The organism is Bradyrhizobium sp. S3.12.5 (genome assembly GCF_040548225.1).
In the GTDB taxonomy this organism is placed as follows: domain Bacteria; phylum Pseudomonadota; class Alphaproteobacteria; order Rhizobiales; family Xanthobacteraceae; genus Bradyrhizobium; species Bradyrhizobium cytisi.
Genome location: NZ_JBEPRF010000018.1, coordinates 102,221 through 118,736, shown reverse-complemented (window position 1 = coordinate 118,736; position 16,516 = coordinate 102,221). Strand labels below are relative to the sequence as shown.

Sequence of the window (16,516 nt, the reverse complement as noted above, 5' to 3'; positions counted from 1 at the left end):
GAGCGGCCCATGGTCTCGTCGAGCCTGCGCATTCACGAGCTGTGCAAGCGCTATGGCGACTTCGTCGCGCTGGCGCCGACCTGCCTCGACGTCGCCAGCGGCGAATTTCTGACCCTGCTCGGCCCGTCGGGATCGGGCAAGACGACGCTGCTCAGCCTGATCGCAGGTCTCGCCCATCCCGACGAAGGGCGGATCCTGATCGACGATACCGACGTCACGCACAGCCCGGCCTATGACCGCGATATCGGCGTCGTGTTCCAGAACTACGCGCTGTTTCCTCACATGACGATCGAGGACAACATCGCGTTTCCCCTGAAGATGCGGAAGGTGGCCGACGCTGAGGCGCGCCGGCGCACGGCCGAGGCGCTGGAGACGGTGCGACTGCCGCACGTTGCAAAACGCTATCCGCGCGAGCTCTCCGGCGGCCAGCAGCAGCGCATCGCGCTGGCGCGCTGCATCGTCTATCGGCCCGCCATCATTCTGATGGACGAGCCCTTGGGCGCGCTCGACAAGAAGCTGCGCGACCAGATGCAGCTCGAGATCAAGCGCATCCATCGCGAGCTCGGCACCACGATCGTCTACGTCACCCACGACCAGGAAGAGGCGATGACGATGTCTGATCGCATCTGCCTGATGAATGCAGGCGCGATCGAGCAGCTCGGCACGCCTGAGGATCTCTATTTCCGTCCGCGCTCGGTATTCGTCGCCGACTTCCTCGGCGAGTCCAATTTGCTCAGCGCCACCGTGCGTGGCGTCGACGGCGATGGGCTCGACATCGTCCTGGCCGCGCAGGCCGCGCCGTCGCGCGCCGTCGGCAATGGCGGGAGTTTCGCCGCGGGCGAGCCGATCAAGGTAATGGTGCGTCCCCAGAACCTCGTGGTCGGGGACGCCGGCGGCGGAGGCCAGCTCTCCGGCCGTATCTCTGGGCGGCTTTTGGACGTGATGATCAGCGGCAGCCTGACGCGGCTCTACATCGCGCCGGAGACGGCGGGCATGCCGCAACTTGTCGCCGCGCATCCGACCCGCAGCGGCGCGGCGCCCTACGAGATCGGACAGCTTCTGTCGCTCGGATGGCATGCGGCGGACGCCGTCGCCATCCGCGATGGCAAGGGGATTTGAGCTTGGCCGCCCCGCGCGCGATACAGCGGAATCTGGCCTGGACGCGGGCGGCAATGGGCGCGCCGCTGGTCCTGCTGCTCGTGCTGTTCCTGGTCTATCCGGTCGGCCAGCTGCTGCTGCTCAGCGTCTACGGCGACAATGGCTTCACGCTGGCGCAATACCGCCAGCTCTTCGCCTCATCGGTCTATCTCGACGTTCTCCTGATCACCCTGAAGATCTCGCTGGTCACCACCCTGGTCTGCGTCATCACGGGGTATCCGATCGCCTATCTGATCTCGGTCGTCGACAAGGAACGCAAGACGACGCTGCTGTTCTGGGTGCTGCTGTCATTCTGGACCAGCTTCCTGGTCCGCGCCTTCGCCTGGATCGTGCTGCTCGGGCGCAACGGCGTCATCAACAAGCTCCTGATCTCGCTCGGCATCATCTCGAGCCCCGCGAGCCTGCTTTACAATTTCGGCAGCGTGCTCGTCGGCATGGTCAATGCGCTGCTGCCGCTCGCCGTGCTGACGATGCTCGCGGTGATGGAGAACATCGACCGCACTCTGCCGCGCGCGGCCGCCACGCTCGGGGCGCGGCCGGGCATGGCGTTCTGGAGAATCTATTTTCCGCTGTCGCTGCCGGGCGTCGCTGCGGCGGGCATCATGGTGTTCGTCACCGCGATCGGCTTCTTCATCGTGCCGGCACTGCTCGGAGGACGCCGCGAGACCATGATCACGCAGCTCATCATCGACCAGGTCCAGCAGACCATGAACTGGGGCTTTGCCGGCGCGATCTCGGTGCTGTTGCTGTTCGTGGTCTTCATCGTCTTTGCTGCCTATGACCGCCTGCTCGGCCTGTCGACCATGACCGGCGCGGCCGCGCCGCGCAACGCGGCACCGTCGCGTTCGTCGGGCCCTCTTCACAGGGCGGGTGACGCGCTCCTTACGCTGCTCGGTGCGGTCTCCGACCGGATCCTCCGGCTCCTGCCGTCACGCCGTCGCGACCGCAATCCCGACCAGGCCGGCATGGGCTTGCAAGCCTTCGTCTGGGTCATGCTGCTCATCATCAGCGCGCCGACCATCCTGATGATCCCGCTGTCGTTCGGCACCGGCGGCCTCAACTGGCCGCCGCAGGGTTTTACCCTGCATTGGTATGAGACCGTGCTGAGTTCGCCGCTCTGGACCCAGGCCATGCTGCGCTCGCTCATGGTCGGGGTCGGAACGGGACTGCTCGCCATGCTGATCGGCACGCCGGCCGCGTTCCTGCTGGTGCGCAGCGACATCCGCGGCAAGGCGGCGTGGCTGGCCTTCATCCTGTCTCCGATCGTGGTGCCCCGCATGATCATCGCGGTCGGGCTGTTTTACGTCTTCGCGCGGATGGGCCTAATCGGCAGCGCTTTCGGCCTCATTCTCGGCCATACCGTCGTGGCGGTGCCCTACGTGGTCATGACGATGATGGCGGTGCTGCGCAATTACGACACGCGGCTCGACCACGCCGCGCAGAGCCTCGGCGCGCGCCCGTTCGCGACGTTGCGCTACGTCACCTTCCCGATCCTCGGCGCGGGCATGATGTCGTCATTCCTGTTCGCCTTCGCGACCTCGTTCGACGAGCTCACCATCGCCCTGTTTGCGACCGGCGGCCTCAACGCGACGCTGCCAAAGCAGTTTTGGGACGAGGTGACGCTTCAGGTCTCGCCCGCGATCGCCGCCGTTTCGACCTGCCTGTTCGTTTTCATGGGGCTCCTGATCTTCGTCGCCGAACGCCTGCGCCGGCGGGCCGCCGCGAGATAGAAGCTCCGCATTCCAACCAGAGGCTCACATCATGCTTACTGCCAATCGTCTTCGCGGCCTGTTCCCGGCCATTCCGACCCCGGTCAAGGCCGACGACACCATCGATGCCGGCGCGGTCTCGGCGCTGTTTGCCTGGCTCAACAAGCAGGGGATCGACGGCGTGGTGCCGCTCGGCGGCACCGGCGAATATGGCGCGCTGGCACGCGCCGAGCGCATCAAGATGGCCGGCTTGTCGGTGAAGGCGATGGCGGGCAAGGGCCCGGTCATCGCCGGCGTGCTGGACACCGGCTTCCACGATGCCTTGCAGGCGGGCAAGGAATTCGCAGCGGAGGGCGTGGACGGTCTCCTGGTTCTTACGCCATATTATACCAACCCGACTCAGGCTGGCGTCCGCGACTATTTCCTGCGTTATGCCGACGCCTCGCCTGTGCCTGTCCTGATCTATGAGATTCCCTACCGCACCCGGATAGCGATCGAGCCCAAGATCCTGCATGAGCTCTCCAGGCATCCCAACATCATCGGCATGAAGGCCTGCAATCTCGACATGTACCATTTCCTCCAGGTCGTGGCCGGCGTCGACGCGAGCTTTGCGGTGCTGAGCGGCGAGGACAGCCTGTTTCCGCTGCATCTCGCGGCCGGCGCGACGGGCGGCATCGTTGTGACCGCATGCCTTTTGCCCCGAGCCTGGCGCCAGATATTCGAGACGGCCACAGCTGGCAAGACAGCGGAGGCCTTGAGCCTCCATCGCCGCCTGATCCCGCTGATGAACATGGCGTTCGCCGAAACCAATCCGGGACCGATGAAAGCGGTGATGGACCTCGTCGGCGTCGAGGCGCCGCGCATGCTGGCGCCGCTGGTCCAGCCGGCACCGGCGCTGGTCGCCGCGCTCCGCGCCGAGCTCGGCCGGCAGTTGGCGGTCTCGGAGGGCATCGGGTGAGAGGACGGCAGCATGGCGCGTAGCAGTCGTGACGGCAGCGGCCGCGCCGCGAAGGCAAAGGCCGCCAAGGCCGACGAGAAGGCCGCGGACAACGGCGGCGAGTCACGTTCGTCGCTGTTCGTCGGCTCGACCGAAAAGGCGTTCCAGGTCCTGCACGCCTTCGACGGCCCGCAGCGCTACATGACGCTCGCCGACATCGCGCGCGCCGCCGGTCTTGACCGTAGCGCCACCCAGCGCCTGGTCTACACGCTCGAGACGCTCGGCTATCTCAAGCGGATCGAGGGCACGCGCAATTACGGTCTTACCTCGAAGGTGCTCCAGTTCTCGCACAGCTATCTCAAGGCTAACGATCTGATCGACCGCGCATCGCCCTATTTGCTCGAGATCAGCCGCAATCTCGGCGAGACGACCAACCTGCACGAGCTGGATGGCCACGAGGTTGTCTTCGTGGCACGCTTTCCGGGGGCGCACCTCATCAACATCGACATCGTGATCGGCAGCCGGCTGCCGACCTTCTTCACGGCGTCCGGCACGGCGATCCTGTCGGCGCTGCCCGAGGAGGAACGCCTCGATCTTCTCAAGCGCACCCCGCTCGCGCCGCTCACGCCTTTCACTGTAACCGACCCGAAGATGCTGATGGAGCGTGTACGCGTCGCGGCCCGGCGCGGCTATGCCGTCATCATGAACGAGACCGTGATGGGCGACATTTCGGTCGCAGCTCCCATTATCGACGAGCATGGCCGTGCGATTGCCGCGATCAACATTTCAGTGCCGACGACGCGCTGGACCAAAGAGCGTGCCGAGGCCGAGCTGGCGCAGCACGTCCACGTCGCCGCAACCTCGATCTCGAAGTCGAAATTCAACCGCTACGCGGCCTGAGGCGCGGGGGTAGCAAAAAGGCCGGGAGCGATCCCGGCCTTTTTCCTTTCGTGGCGCGCCACGCTCGCCGTTCCTCTCCGCAGTCATCGTCCGCGAAGGCGGACGATCCAGTACGCCGCGGCCTCTCGACCTGATCTCGCTGCCGGTGGTTACTGGATGCCCCGCCTTCGCGGAGCATGACAGTCGTCGCTTGGGAAAGGCTACTCCGCCGGCTCGGCGGCCAGCGTCGGGTAATCCGTGTAGCCCTTGGCGCCGCCGCCGTAGAACGTGTTCTTGTCCCAATCGTTCAGCGCCGTGCCCTTCTTCAGCCGCTCGACCAGGTCGGGGTTGGAGATGAACGGCTTGCCGAAGGCGATCAAATCGGCCGCGTTCGCGTCGAGCACCTTGGTCGCGAGTTCGAAATCGTAGCCGTTGTTGGCGATGTAGGCGCCCGAGAAGCGCTTGCGCAGGCTCGCATAGTCGAACGCTGCGAAGTCGCGCGGGCCGCCGGTGGCGCCTTCGACGACGTGGAGATAGACGAGCTTCAGCGCGCTGAGGCCGTCGGTGATGTGATTGAACAGCGCTTGCGGATTGGAATCGGCAATGTCGTTGGCGGGCGTCACCGGCGAGATGCGGATACCGGTCCGGTCGGCACCGGCTTCCGCCACGACGGCCTTGGAGACCTCCAGCATCAGCTTGGCGCGGTTCTCGATGGAGCCGCCATAGGCGTCGGTGCGCTTGTTGGCACCATCCTTGGCGAACTGATCGAGCAGGTAGCCGTTGGCGCCGTGGATCTCGACGCCGTCGAATCCGGCCTCCAGCGCGTTCTTCGTGGCGCGCTTGAAATCGTCGATGATGCCTGGAATTTCGGAGAGCTCGAGCGCGCGGGGCTCGGAGACGTCGGCGAAGGTGCCGTTCACAAAAGTCTTGCCCTTGGCGCGGATCGCGCTCGGCGCCACCGGGGCTGCGCCGCCCGCCTGGAGGTCGACATGCGAGATGCGGCCGACATGCCAAAGCTGGATGAAGATCTTGCCGCCGCGCTCGTGCACCTTGTCGGTGACCTTGCGCCAGCCGGCGACCTGGTCCTTCGAATAGATGCCGGGAGTGTCCTGGTAGCCCTGGCCCTGCTGCGAGACCTGGCTCGCTTCGGTAATCAGCAGGCCCGCAGACGCACGCTGGCCGTAATAGTCGGCGGCGAGCGGAGAGGGCACGAAGCTGCCGGGCGCGGCGCGATTGCGCGTCAGCGGTGCCATCACGAAACGGTTGGCCAGCGTGATCGGGCCGAGCTTGTAGGTCTCAAACAGTTTGGTCGGACGGCTCATTGGGGTGCTTCCAGCGGTTAAGAGGTCCGGAACACTTGTGCATTGCGACATCAGGCGCAAGGGATGAGCCATACGGAAAGTGCAGGCGAGCTGCGCGGCAGGCCCGCGCAGCATAATTCATGTGCATTTTCGGCTGCCGCAGCGTGAATTCGCTGCCGCGGCCGTGCGGCCTGACAAACTCAGTTTACGCCGAGGAAATCGCGCTTGCCGATCTCGACGCCGCTGTGACGCATGATGCCATGAGCGGTGGTGGCATGAAAATAGAAGTTCGGCAGCGAGACCGCGCTGAAGAACTGCTGGCCCTTGAGCGTCATGGTCCGGTCCGGGCCCGCCGGGAAGGTCACGTCCTTGGTGTCGGCGCCTTCGAACTGCTCCGGCTTGAATGATTTCACGTAGTCGATCGTCCTGGCGAGCCGCTGCTTCAGCTCCTCGAACGTCTTTTCCGTGTCGGGCATCGAAGGCACCTCGCTATGCGTCAGCCGGGCGCAGCCCTTGGCGGCGAAATCGCTGGCGAGCTGGATCTGCTTCGACAGCGGCAGCATGTCCGGGAAGAGGCGCGAGCCGAGCAGGACGGCCGGGTCGATCTTTTTGGCCGCGCAATGCGCCTCGGCCTTGGTGAGCAGGCCGATAAGGCTGTTCAGCATTTGCAGATAGGCGGGGACGACGGCGTCGTGGAAGGACATGTGATGCTCGCTTCAATGGTGGGAGATCTCAGGAGAAAACCTGAGCCACTCACATGGGAGCCTCATGGAATAATACAATCGACGAAGTGGCTTGTGCGGTGCGAAAATTCTACCGCACCGTCGCCTGGGGCTGCGCCTGTGCCGTGCTGCCCCGCATGCGGGCCAGAAGCTCCGCGGTCGGCCAGGAATCGGCGGGCAGGCCGTATTTGATCTGCATCGCCTTCACGGCCGCGCGGCTCTGCTGGCCCAGCACGCCGTCGACCTTGCCGACATTGAAGCCGGCTTGGACCAGAAGTTGCTGCAATTGCCTGAGCTCGTTGAACGGCAGTTGCGCGACCTGCCCGGCCGGCCTGCGCATCGGGGCGGCGCCCGCAATCCGCGAGGCAAGATAACCCGCGGTGGTCGAATAGATCAGCGAGTTATTCCATTCGGTATAGGCCGCGAAATTGGCATACGCCATGAAGGCCGGCCCAAAGCGTCCCATCGGCAGCAGCACGGACGCCGCGAGATTGTCATTCGGCAGTGGACGGCCGTCGGGATAGGTGACGCCGAACTGCGCCCATTTCGAGCGCGGCAGCTGCACGCTGAGGTCGGTCTGATCCCATGGCAGGCTCGAGGGCACCTTGATCTCTTCCAGCCACGGCTCGCCGCGCCGCCACTTCAAGCCCTTGGCGATGTAGTTCGCTGTCGAGCCGATCACGTCGTCCTCGCTGCGCAACAGGTCGCGCCGGCCGTCGCCGTCATAGTCGACGGCATAGTTGACGTAATGCGTCGGCAGGAACTGCGTCTGGCCGAGCTCGCCGGCCCAGGAGCCGATCATCTCGTCGGGCGTGAGATCGCCGCGGTCGATCACCTTCAGCGCGGCGATGGTCTCGTTCGCGAACATCTCCGAACGGCGGCAGTCATAGGCGAGCGACACCAGCGATTTCAGCGTCGGCAGATTGCCCATGTTGACGCCGAAGTCGCTCTCCAGGCCCCAGAACGCGGCGATCACCGCCGGCGGCACGCCGTACTCTTTTTCGGCACGGGCGAACGCCGCAGCGTGTTGCTTGATATGCTGCTGGCCGTTCTGCATGCGATAGGGCGCGGCCATGCGGCCGGCAAATTCGGTGAAGAGCTGGCCGAACACGCGCTGGCCGCGGTCGCGGTTGACGATGCCCTGGTCGTAGACGAGGTAGGGCGAAGCCTCCGCTATCGTTCGCTGCGACACGCCGGCCGCAACCGCCTGCTGTTTCAGGTCGGCGAGGAAGCGATCGAAGCTCTGCCCATTGTGGCACGACGCCGCGCGCGACGAGGGCACCGTGGCCTTGGGCGCGGCAGGCCTTGCGGGTGGCGGCGCGATCTGGGCGGAGGCGGTTGAAGAGAGCGCGAACAGAGCGGCGGCCGCGATCGCAAATCGGGTCTTGGACATGAGGTTTCCGAAAGGGGGAGGAGACGTTTGGATTCTTGACGAAGTTTAATGGAATGCTCGAGCTCAAACCAGTGCCGCGGCTCCGCGACGCACCCTAGAACCTTGCATCCGGGCCGGGGTCATCCCTACCTCGTGTTTGCCGGCCTGCCACGCGTCCAGCGGCCATGGCCGGCTCCAGGAGACGGCCATGAACTATCTGCGTACCGCAATGCTTCTCGCAGGCCTCACCGCCCTGTTCATGGGCGTGGGCTATCTGATCGGCGGCGCCGCTGGCACCATGATCGCGCTCGTGATTGCGGCGGCGACCAATCTCTTCACCTACTGGAACTCCGACCGCGCGGTGCTGTCGATGTACGGTGCCCATCAGGTCGACCGTCAAAGCGCGCCGGAACTGGTCGGGCTCGTTGCCGAGCTTGCGGGCCGCGCAGGCCTGCCGATGCCGCGCGTGTTCGTGATGGACGAAGCGCAGCCCAACGCGTTCGCGACAGGCCGCAATCCCGAGAACGCCGCCGTGGCCGTCACAACGGGCCTGATGAACCAGCTCAGCCGCGAGGAGCTTGCCGGCGTGATCGCGCACGAGCTCGCGCACATCAAGAATCACGACACCCTGCTGATGACTGTTACCGCCACCATCGCCGGCGCCATCTCGATGCTGGCGCAGTTCGGCATGTTCTTCGGCGGCAACCGCGACAACAACGGCCCCGGCATCGTCGGCTCGATCCTGATGATGATCCTGGCGCCGCTCGGAGCCATGCTGGTGCAGATGGCGATCAGCCGCACCCGCGAATACGCCGCCGACGATCTCGGCGCGCGCATCGCGGGACAGCCGATGTGGCTGGCGTCGGCGCTGGTGAAGATCGAGGGCGCCGCGCATCAGGTGCCGAACTATGACGCCGAACGAAATCCCGCGACCGCACATATGTTCATCATCAACCCGCTGTCGGGCCATGGCGTCGACAACCTTTTCGCCACCCATCCCTCGACGCAGAACCGCATCGCGGCGCTCCAGCAACTGGCGGCCGAGCTCGGCGCGCGAGCGACGCCGTCGGTCGGCGCCAACGAGAATTATCCGCCGCAGGGCCCGTGGGGCCGCTCGTCTTCACGGGGTCCCTCGGATCGGCCTTCACGTGGACCTTGGGGCTGATGCGGAATCCGCCGGATTTTGGCTGGCTTTGTGACCTGGCGCACACAGGGCCGGTCTCGCCGGTGTTAACACCTGATCGAGAGTGTTCCTTCGAAAGGGGATGCGTGGCCGGCCCGTCGCCGGTCACCGTCGATGATGACCAGAGCTGCGGTGCCATTGTTGATCGTGCTGGGCGTGGCCATTGGCCTGTCCACGCATACGGTCGTGAATTGCGGTGATGAGGACGAGCCCGACATCTGCTCGGCCGTGATCGGCTTCTCGCCGTTCCGTGGCTCCCTAATCGCCTTCGCCTATGAGGGGCGCGGACGGATCGCGCTGCGCCACGGCGACAACGGCCGGGCGATCGCCGATTTCAACGAGGCCATCCACCTCAATCCCAACCGCGCCTCGCTCTATCGCGACCGCGCGCAGGCGTACCGTCAGAACGGCGAGCTGAGCCTCGCGATTGCCGATTTTGACGAAGCGATCGCGCTCGATCCCAGGCCGGCGCCGCCCTATCACGAGCGCGGCCTCGCTCTCGCCGCCAAGGGTGATCTCGACCGCGCGATTCTGAGCTACAGCACCGCCGTCCGCCTCGACCCCTCCGACCCGCAGGCCCGCCTCGACCGCGGCCTTGCGTTCCTCGCCCGCGGCCAGGCCAACGATGCGCGTGCAGATTTCGAAGCCGCTGTTGCGTTGCCGCCCGGCAAGGACGGCCGCACACGCGCCGCCGCGCGCGCAAAACTCGCCGAGCTCTCGAGCGCCGGGCCGGCCCGCGTCTCGGCGCCGACGCGGTGAGAGGTGTTCTCCCTCGCCCCGTTCTTACGGGGAGAGGGTTGGGGTGAGGGGCTCTATCCGAGAAGATGGTGAGAGTTGGATCTGCGGAGACTCCCCCTCACCCGGATCGCAAGAGCGATCCGACCTCTCCCCGCAAGCGGGGCGAGGTGAAGGGCGCAAGCGTCGGCTACTTCGCCTTCTTGGCTTTGGCCTTCTTGGCCTTCGCGGCCTTCTTCGCCGGCTTGTCCTTGGCCGGCTTCTCGGCCTTCGCCTCGATGGGCGTGCTGGCGGCCAGCCGCATGGCGCGGGAGTAGCTGTCGGCGACATTGTCGGCGGACATCTGGAGGCGCCTTGCGGCGGTGGTGGCCTGCTCCATGGTGGCCTTGGCCATCATCTTGAAGCGGGCGCCGGTCTCCTTGCCCCTGGCCTTGGCCGCAAGGCCGCTGAAGCGATCCCGCCGCTGCTTGGCGCGGGTCATCAGGCCCGTCTGCAGCTGTCTGGCCAGTTGCCGGATCACGACATCCAGGTCGGCGTCCGCCATGTCTTTTATCCTCTTCGAAACAGTCCCAATCGATGCGGCGGGACTATGCAGATCGGGCCCCACCTTGGCAATTCCTGCCCGGGCGTCATCCGCAGCTTCCGGTTACCAAAACTGAAAAGCCGCGCATGTCGCGCGGCTTTTGGCATTGGCTTGGCGCGAGGTGCGCCGTGCCGGCCTTATTTCAGCGAGGCGACCGGTCCGCTTGAGCTTGCTGCCGGATCGGGGTCGAAGCCGAACACGCCGACCAGATATTTGTAATAGTCCGGCATCTTCTCCTTGAGCGCCTCGCGGGTCTTGGGATCGTGGAATTCGCTCTTGCCGGCCAGGAAGATGCTGGCGGTGACCGCAAAGAACTCCATGTGGTTCTTCAGTGCATAGGCTTCCTTGGGCAGGAAATCCTTGGACTTGGCATAGGCGTAATAGCCGATCACGCCCTTGTTGGCGTAGCCGTCCGGCAGCAGGCGCGCGTGATAGGCGTGCAGCATCTCGTGGAGCAGCACGGCCTCTTTCTCGTAACGCATCATGTCCGGCCGGACCATGATGACGCCGAGCCCGGAATCGACCGCGAGGTCGACGGCGTTCGGGTTGGTCCAGCGCTGCTTGTCGTGGTCCCACACCGTTAGCGTCCGCGGGGTGGTGCGCTGGATATCCGGCGTGACCCGGCCGTAGCAGGCGGTTGCGGCGCCTTCGTCGAGGCAGGCCAGCTCGCTCGCGATGATCGGGACGGTACGGAAGAAGCGAAGCACGCGCGGCGAGAACCCGGCGCCTTCGACCACGTCGATCTGCTGCTTCAGATTCTCGGTGAGCTTGTCGACGTCCTTGCGTTCGGAATTCTCCGACACGTCGAACATGTAGCCGCGGTAGCTCTGGAAGCCGGGCGGCAGCGCCTTCGCGGCATCGGCGGACGCGACATCGAGCGAGCCGGCGGTGGACGGATTGGCGAACAGCGCGCCGACAACGGTCGCGGTCAGCAGCAACGCAATGCGCATGATGAACCCCCTGATGTCACTTCACGCGGCAGGATAGGCTGCCGTTGTTTGCGAAAAGTGAGTGGGGCGAGACTAAGGCAGCGATGTTGAGGCGTGCTTAATCCTTGGTTGCAGATCGCGAAGGCGGATTAGGGCAGGGTTAACCAAGCCGTAGATCGGCGGCGCGCTTGGGCGTAACATGCCGCTCGGGCATCAAGCCCGGATCAGAAGCCGAAGGGAGGATGCCATGTATGCCGCCATCCGTCAGGCCAAGGCGAAGAGCGGAAGCGCCGAAGAGCTGGCGCGCCGCATCAAGGACGGCGCCGTTCCGATCATCAGCGACGTCGACGGCTTCAGGGCCTATTACGTCGTCTATGCCGGCGACGACACGGTGACCGCGATCTCCATCTTCGACAAGTTCGAGCAGGCGGAGGAGGCGAACCGGCGTGCCATTGCCTGGATCGAAAAGGATCTGGGGTCGCTGTTGGCGGGGCATGCGAGCGCCGCCGCGGGGCCGGTGATCGTGCATACGCTGGCGTAGTTGGTTGGATCGCTCGCGCCTCAAACTCAACGGTCATCGCCCGGCTTGACCGGGCGATCCAGTACTCCGAGACGGCTATGATTGAACCGATGGCCGCGCCGTACTGGATGCCCCGCTTTCGCGGAGCATGACAACGGAGAGGGGTTACAACTCCCTCGCATTCGAGAACGCGAACGAGCTCACCCGTCGCGTGGTCTCGTCCAGGATCAACGTGCGTGTGATCGGCGGCTCGGCGCGCTGGGCGCAGTTTTCGCGCTCGCAGAGCCGGCAGTTGACGCCGATCGGCGTGCCTTCCGTCTTCTCCAGGTCGATGCCGGTGGCGTAAGTCAGGCGCGCGGCGTGGCGGATCTCGCAGCCGAGGCCGATGGCGAAGCGCGGCTGCGGCTGCGGGTGCGGCGCGACGGGCCGGCGCACCATCTGGGCGATCGAGAAATAGCGCGTGCCGTCGGAGAGCTCGATCACCTGCTTCAGCAGGCGATCCGGCGTGTCGAAGGTCGAGTGCACGTTCCACAGCGGACAGGTGCCGCCGAATTTCGAGAACGGGAAGGTGCCGGAGGAAAAGCGCTTCGACACGTTGCCGGCATTGTCGACGCGCAGCAGGAAGAACGGAATGCCGCGTGCGTTCGGCCGTTGCAGCGTGGTGAGGCGATGGCAGACCTGCTCGAAGCCGGAATTGAAGCGCTGCGCCAGCACGTGGATGTCGTAGTTGAGGGCTTCGGCCGCCGCGAGGAAGGCCGGGTAGGGCATCATCACGGCCGCTGCAAAGTAGTTGGCGAGCGTGATGCGGAACAATCGGCGCGGCGTATCGTCGAGCGGGCCGGCGCGGCCGATGATGGTCTCCAGGGCTTGCGTGCATTCGCCGAGGCCGAGCTGGAAGGCGAGCTGGAAGGCGCGACCCGGAGGGTCGACCAGCTCCGAGATCAGGAGCTGACGGCGGTGACGGTCGAAACGGCGGAGCGTTTCGCGCATCACGTCGACCGGCATGATCCGGGTCTGGATCGAATGCTTTTCGCGCAGGCGCGCGGCGAGCGCGGCATAGAGCCCTTCGGCCGGCACGTTCAACTCGTCCCGCAAGGTTTCGGCGGCCTGCTCGAGCTCCGGGAAATAATTGCGGTTGGCCTCGATCAGCTCGCGCACGCGCTCGACCGGATTGGCCTCGTAGCGCGTGCCGACATCGCGGTCGGCCATTTGCGCTGCCGCCAGCGTCTCGCCCTGGCGCGCCTCGGTATAGGCCGCGTAGAGCCGCTGCAGCGCGTGCGTCACGCCGGGACAGAGCTCGGCGAGGTCGCGCAGCTCCTGCTTGGGGACCTCGATCTGGCGGAACAGCGGATCGGAGAAGACCTCGTTGAGTTCGGCGAAGAAGCGGTCCTCGTCGGCAGTGGCGAGATCGCGCAGATCGAGGTCGTAGGTTTCGGCCAGCCGCAGCAGGATCTGCGCCGTCACCGGGCGCTGGTTCCGCTCGATCAGATTGACATAGCTCGGCGAGATCCCGAGCCCCTCGGCGATCTGGGTTTGGGACAGTCCCAATTGCTGCCGGATCCGCCGGAAGCGCGGACCGACGAACAGCTTTTTCCCGGATACGGCGGGCATTTTCAGGCCTCCAGACGCGCTAAGGACAGATAAGCTGACTTATAATTTTACAAGATTGACAAAATAACATCTATTACATGTTCCGATGTTACATGACATCACCATTCGAATACAAGGCCTCTGTACGAACTTCCCTTTCTCGCGTTTAGCTCCTGTCACGCATTTCGCAATGCACTGTCAAAAATGTCGAGAGACGAGAGAGACGAACATGAACTATCAGCCCCGTGGCATGAACTCCCTGCAGGGTCCGGCTTCGTATCAGAGCGAGATCGAGGCGGCCCAGGCGCTCCTCGAGACCAAGCCGACCTGGAATGGGGTGTCGGCCGAGGCCGTCGCGCGCATGCGCATCCAGAACCGCTTCAAGACCGGCCTGGACATCGCCCGCTACACCGCGGCGCTGATGCGGGCCGACATGGCGGCCTATGACGCCGATCCGACCAAGTATACCCAGTCGCTGGGCTGCTGGCATGGCTTCATCGCCCAGCAGAAGCTGATCTCGATCAAGAAGCACTTCGGTGGCAAGACCGATCGCCGCTACCTCTATCTGTCCGGCTGGATGATCGCGGCGCTGCGCTCCGAGTTCGGACCGCTGCCCGACCAGTCGATGCACGAGAAGACCTCGGTGCCGGCCTTGATCGAAGAGCTCTACACCTTCCTGCGTCAGGCGGACTCCCGCGAGCTCAACGACATCTTCCGCGCGCTCGACAAGGCGCGCAAGGAAGGCGACAAGGCCCGCGAGAAGGAGCTGATCGAGAAGGTCGACAACTTCCAGACCCATGTCGTGCCCGTCATCGCCGACATCGACGCCGGCTTCGGCAACGCCGAGGCGACCTATCTGCTCGCCAAGAAGATGATCGAAGCGGGCGCCTGCGCGCTGCAGATCGAGAACCAGGTCTCCGACGAGAAGCAGTGCGGTCACCAGGACGGCAAGGTCACCGTGCCGCACGAGGTCTTCCTGGCGAAGATCCGCGCCTGCCGCCACGCGTTCCTCGAGCTCGGCATCGAAGACGGCGTCGTCGTGACCCGCACCGACTCGCTCGGCGCCGGCCTGACGCAGCAGATCGCCGTCAGCCACAAGCCCGGTGACCTCGGCGACCTCTACAACAGCTTCCTCGACTGCGAGGAAGTGACGGCGCAGAACGCCCGCAACGGCGACGTCATCATCAACCGCAACGGCAAGATGATGCGTCCGAAGCGGCTGCCCTCGAACCTCTACCAGTTCCGCCCCGGCACGGGCGAAGATCGCTGCGTGCTCGACAGCATCACCTCGCTGCAGAACGGCGCCGACCTGCTCTGGATCGAGACCGAGAAGCCGCATATCGAGCAGATCGCCAAGATGGTCGACCGCATCCGCAAGGTCGTTCCGAACGCGAAGCTCGCCTACAACAACTCGCCCTCGTTCAACTGGACGCTCAACTTCCGCTGGCAGGTCTACGACGCGATGAAGGAAGCCGGCAAGGATGTCTCGAAGTATAACCGCGCCGAGCTGATGAAGCCGGAATACGACGATACGCCGCTGGCGATTGAAGCCGACGAGCGCATCCGCACCTTCCAGGCGGATTCGGCCAAGCGCGCGGGCATCTTCCATCACCTGATCACGCTGCCGACCTATCACACGGCCGCGCTGTCCACCGACAACCTCGCACGCGAGTATTTCGGCGAGCAGGGCATGCTCGGCTACGTCAAGAACGTCCAGCGTCAGGAGATTCGTCAGGGCATCGCCTGCGCCAAGCACCAGAACATGGCCGGCTCCGATATCGGCGACGACCACAAGGAATACTTCGCAGGTGAAGCCGCCCTGAAGGCGGGCGGCGCCCACAACACGATGAACCAGTTCGGCTAACGCCACGCAACAGGAGACTGATATGACCAAGGGCAGCAATTTCTGGGTGATCGGCGGCGAGTTCGGCTCGATGAACTTCCACAAGCTCGTCGAAGGCTCGGCCCAGGTGCAGGGTCCGTTCAAGACCCGCAAGGAAGCTGAAGACGCCTGGCGCTCGGTTTCGGAAGAGAACCGCCACAAGGCCGGCGTCCGTTTCTCGATCGTGGAAGAGCCGTCGCGGGTCTCGGCCTGACGGCTGCCTGACAAATAAGAAGACGTCCAAGGACGGAGGGTCCCATCCGGCGCAAGCCGGGTGGGATCGTCTGCTTTTGGCACACATCAACGGCCTGTGGGTGTCGTAAGTATCTGGAATGATAGGCCCTTTGCGGGCGCTTTGGTTGCTGATAGGTTAATGGCGGAAAGTCGAGGACCAGGCCGACAATGTCAGAGCCCGAGACCAGCGGGACCCATCCCAGCCAGCCGCGCCCGGTGCGGCTGCGCGATGCGCTGCTGCGCGCGCGGATCGAGGCCGCCGACCGGACCGGCGTCGTCGTCGATCTCAGGGATGCCGAGGTGGCGCGGCTCGAGATCCTCAACGACGCGCTCGACCCGCTGTTCGCCCAGGTTCCGGATCAGATCGATTTGTTCGACCGCGGCATCAGCCAGGGCGATACGCCGCGGCTCTGGATCGACGTCGTCGCGCACATCATGATGGGGCGCGACAAGCGGCTGTACCGCTTCGTCCAGGACAGCCGCTTCGGCCGCATCGTGCTCGCCGAATCGCACGACACTGCGGTGATCGTTGACGCCGTGACCGACTACGTCGCCCGCCGCATGATCGAGCGCGAGCGCGCGATGGTGGTGCTGCCCGAGCCGAAGCCGGAGGTCGCGGAGCCGCCCCGCCGCTCGCGCGTCTGGCCGTTCGTGTTCGGCTTCATCCTCGGTGCCGCCGCGCTGTTCGGCGTCGCCGTGCTCGCGGCGCTGCGGAGCTGGTGAGATTTCGTCATTGCGAGGAGCGAAGCGACGAAGCAATCCAGGCTGTCTCCGAGGAAGCA

The 16,516-nt window shown here is 65.0% G+C and carries 16 protein-coding genes; 10 read left to right on the top strand and 6 right to left on the bottom strand.

All coding sequences use genetic code 11. From position 1 onward, the window contains the following. Positions 1-9 precede the first annotated feature (9 nt). From ABIC09_RS25645 to ABIC09_RS25630, 4 genes are read left to right on the top strand one after another with little or no spacing between them, the layout of a single operon-like run. Positions 10-1,119, top strand: coding sequence for an ABC transporter ATP-binding protein (locus tag ABIC09_RS25645; protein WP_354111008.1), 1,110 nt, complete (start codon positions 10-12; stop codon positions 1,117-1,119). Between the two features lie 2 nt (positions 1,120-1,121). Then, a complete protein-coding gene (locus ABIC09_RS25640; RefSeq protein WP_354111007.1) occupies positions 1,122-2,888 on the top strand; it encodes an ABC transporter permease subunit in 1,767 nt (588 codons plus the stop codon). Positions 2,889-2,919: 31 nt separating this feature from the next. Beyond that, positions 2,920-3,825 carry a 4-hydroxy-tetrahydrodipicolinate synthase gene (gene dapA / locus ABIC09_RS25635; RefSeq protein WP_354033730.1) on the top strand — a complete coding sequence of 302 codons (906 nt, stop codon included), beginning with the start codon at positions 2,920-2,922 and terminating at the stop codon, positions 3,823-3,825. A gap of 12 nt (positions 3,826-3,837) precedes the next feature. Then, entirely contained in the window at positions 3,838-4,704 is an 867-nt protein-coding gene (locus ABIC09_RS25630) for an IclR family transcriptional regulator (RefSeq protein WP_354111006.1), read from the top strand. 200 nt (positions 4,705-4,904) lie between these two features. Here the strand turns inward: ABIC09_RS25630 and ABIC09_RS25625 are convergent, their stop codons facing one another. From ABIC09_RS25625 to ABIC09_RS25615, 3 genes are all read right to left on the bottom strand, one after another. Beyond that, a complete protein-coding gene (locus tag ABIC09_RS25625) occupies positions 4,905-6,005 on the bottom strand; it encodes an alkene reductase (RefSeq protein WP_148755603.1) in 1,101 nt (366 codons plus the stop codon). Between the two features lie 179 nt (positions 6,006-6,184). After that, positions 6,185-6,688 carry a DUF1993 domain-containing protein gene (locus tag ABIC09_RS25620; protein WP_148755604.1) on the bottom strand — a complete coding sequence of 168 codons (504 nt, stop codon included), beginning with the start codon at positions 6,686-6,688 and terminating at the stop codon, positions 6,185-6,187. 109 nt (positions 6,689-6,797) lie between these two features. Continuing rightward, on the bottom strand, positions 6,798-8,099 hold the full coding sequence (locus ABIC09_RS25615; RefSeq protein WP_354111005.1) for a lytic murein transglycosylase: 1,302 nt from the start codon (positions 8,097-8,099) through the stop codon (positions 6,798-6,800). 187 nt (positions 8,100-8,286) lie between these two features. Between ABIC09_RS25615 and htpX the strand changes: the two genes are divergently transcribed. Together htpX and ABIC09_RS25605 are read left to right on the top strand one after the other, a co-directional pair. Then, positions 8,287-9,243, top strand: coding sequence for a zinc metalloprotease HtpX (htpX, locus tag ABIC09_RS25610; RefSeq protein WP_354111004.1), 957 nt, complete (start codon positions 8,287-8,289; stop codon positions 9,241-9,243). Positions 9,244-9,378: 135 nt separating this feature from the next. Further along, positions 9,379-10,020, top strand: a complete 642-nt coding sequence (locus tag ABIC09_RS25605) for a tetratricopeptide repeat protein (RefSeq protein WP_354111038.1) — start codon at positions 9,379-9,381, stop codon at positions 10,018-10,020. Positions 10,021-10,186: 166 nt separating this feature from the next. On the opposite strand, the gene ABIC09_RS25600 is transcribed toward ABIC09_RS25605, so the two are convergent. Together ABIC09_RS25600 and ABIC09_RS25595 are read right to left on the bottom strand one after the other, a co-directional pair. Then, on the bottom strand, positions 10,187-10,540 hold the full coding sequence (locus ABIC09_RS25600) for a hypothetical protein (RefSeq protein ID WP_354033723.1): 354 nt from the start codon (positions 10,538-10,540) through the stop codon (positions 10,187-10,189). A gap of 176 nt (positions 10,541-10,716) precedes the next feature. Then, positions 10,717-11,529, bottom strand: a complete 813-nt coding sequence (locus tag ABIC09_RS25595; RefSeq protein ID WP_354111003.1) for a M90 metallopeptidase family protein — start codon at positions 11,527-11,529, stop codon at positions 10,717-10,719. A 226-nt stretch (positions 11,530-11,755) separates the two neighbouring features. Between ABIC09_RS25595 and ABIC09_RS25590 the strand changes: the two genes are divergently transcribed. After that, positions 11,756-12,049, top strand: a complete 294-nt coding sequence (locus tag ABIC09_RS25590) for an antibiotic biosynthesis monooxygenase (protein WP_045005289.1) — start codon at positions 11,756-11,758, stop codon at positions 12,047-12,049. A 144-nt stretch (positions 12,050-12,193) separates the two neighbouring features. Here the strand turns inward: ABIC09_RS25590 and ABIC09_RS25585 are convergent, their stop codons facing one another. Beyond that, positions 12,194-13,639, bottom strand: a complete 1,446-nt coding sequence (locus tag ABIC09_RS25585; protein WP_354111002.1) for a helix-turn-helix domain-containing protein — start codon at positions 13,637-13,639, stop codon at positions 12,194-12,196. Between the two features lie 208 nt (positions 13,640-13,847). Between ABIC09_RS25585 and ABIC09_RS25580 the strand changes: the two genes are divergently transcribed. The 3 genes from ABIC09_RS25580 to ABIC09_RS25570 all read left to right on the top strand — a co-directional run bounded on the left by ABIC09_RS25580 (position 13,848) and on the right by ABIC09_RS25570 (position 16,457). Continuing rightward, positions 13,848-15,482, top strand: coding sequence for an isocitrate lyase (locus ABIC09_RS25580; RefSeq protein ID WP_354111001.1), 1,635 nt, complete (start codon positions 13,848-13,850; stop codon positions 15,480-15,482). A 22-nt stretch (positions 15,483-15,504) separates the two neighbouring features. Next, positions 15,505-15,714 carry a DUF4170 domain-containing protein gene (locus ABIC09_RS25575; RefSeq protein WP_008137787.1) on the top strand — a complete coding sequence of 70 codons (210 nt, stop codon included), beginning with the start codon at positions 15,505-15,507 and terminating at the stop codon, positions 15,712-15,714. 188 nt (positions 15,715-15,902) lie between these two features. Further along, complete coding sequence (locus ABIC09_RS25570) at positions 15,903-16,457, top strand: hypothetical protein (RefSeq protein WP_354111000.1); 555 nt, start codon at positions 15,903-15,905, stop codon at positions 16,455-16,457. Positions 16,458-16,516 lie beyond the last annotated feature (59 nt).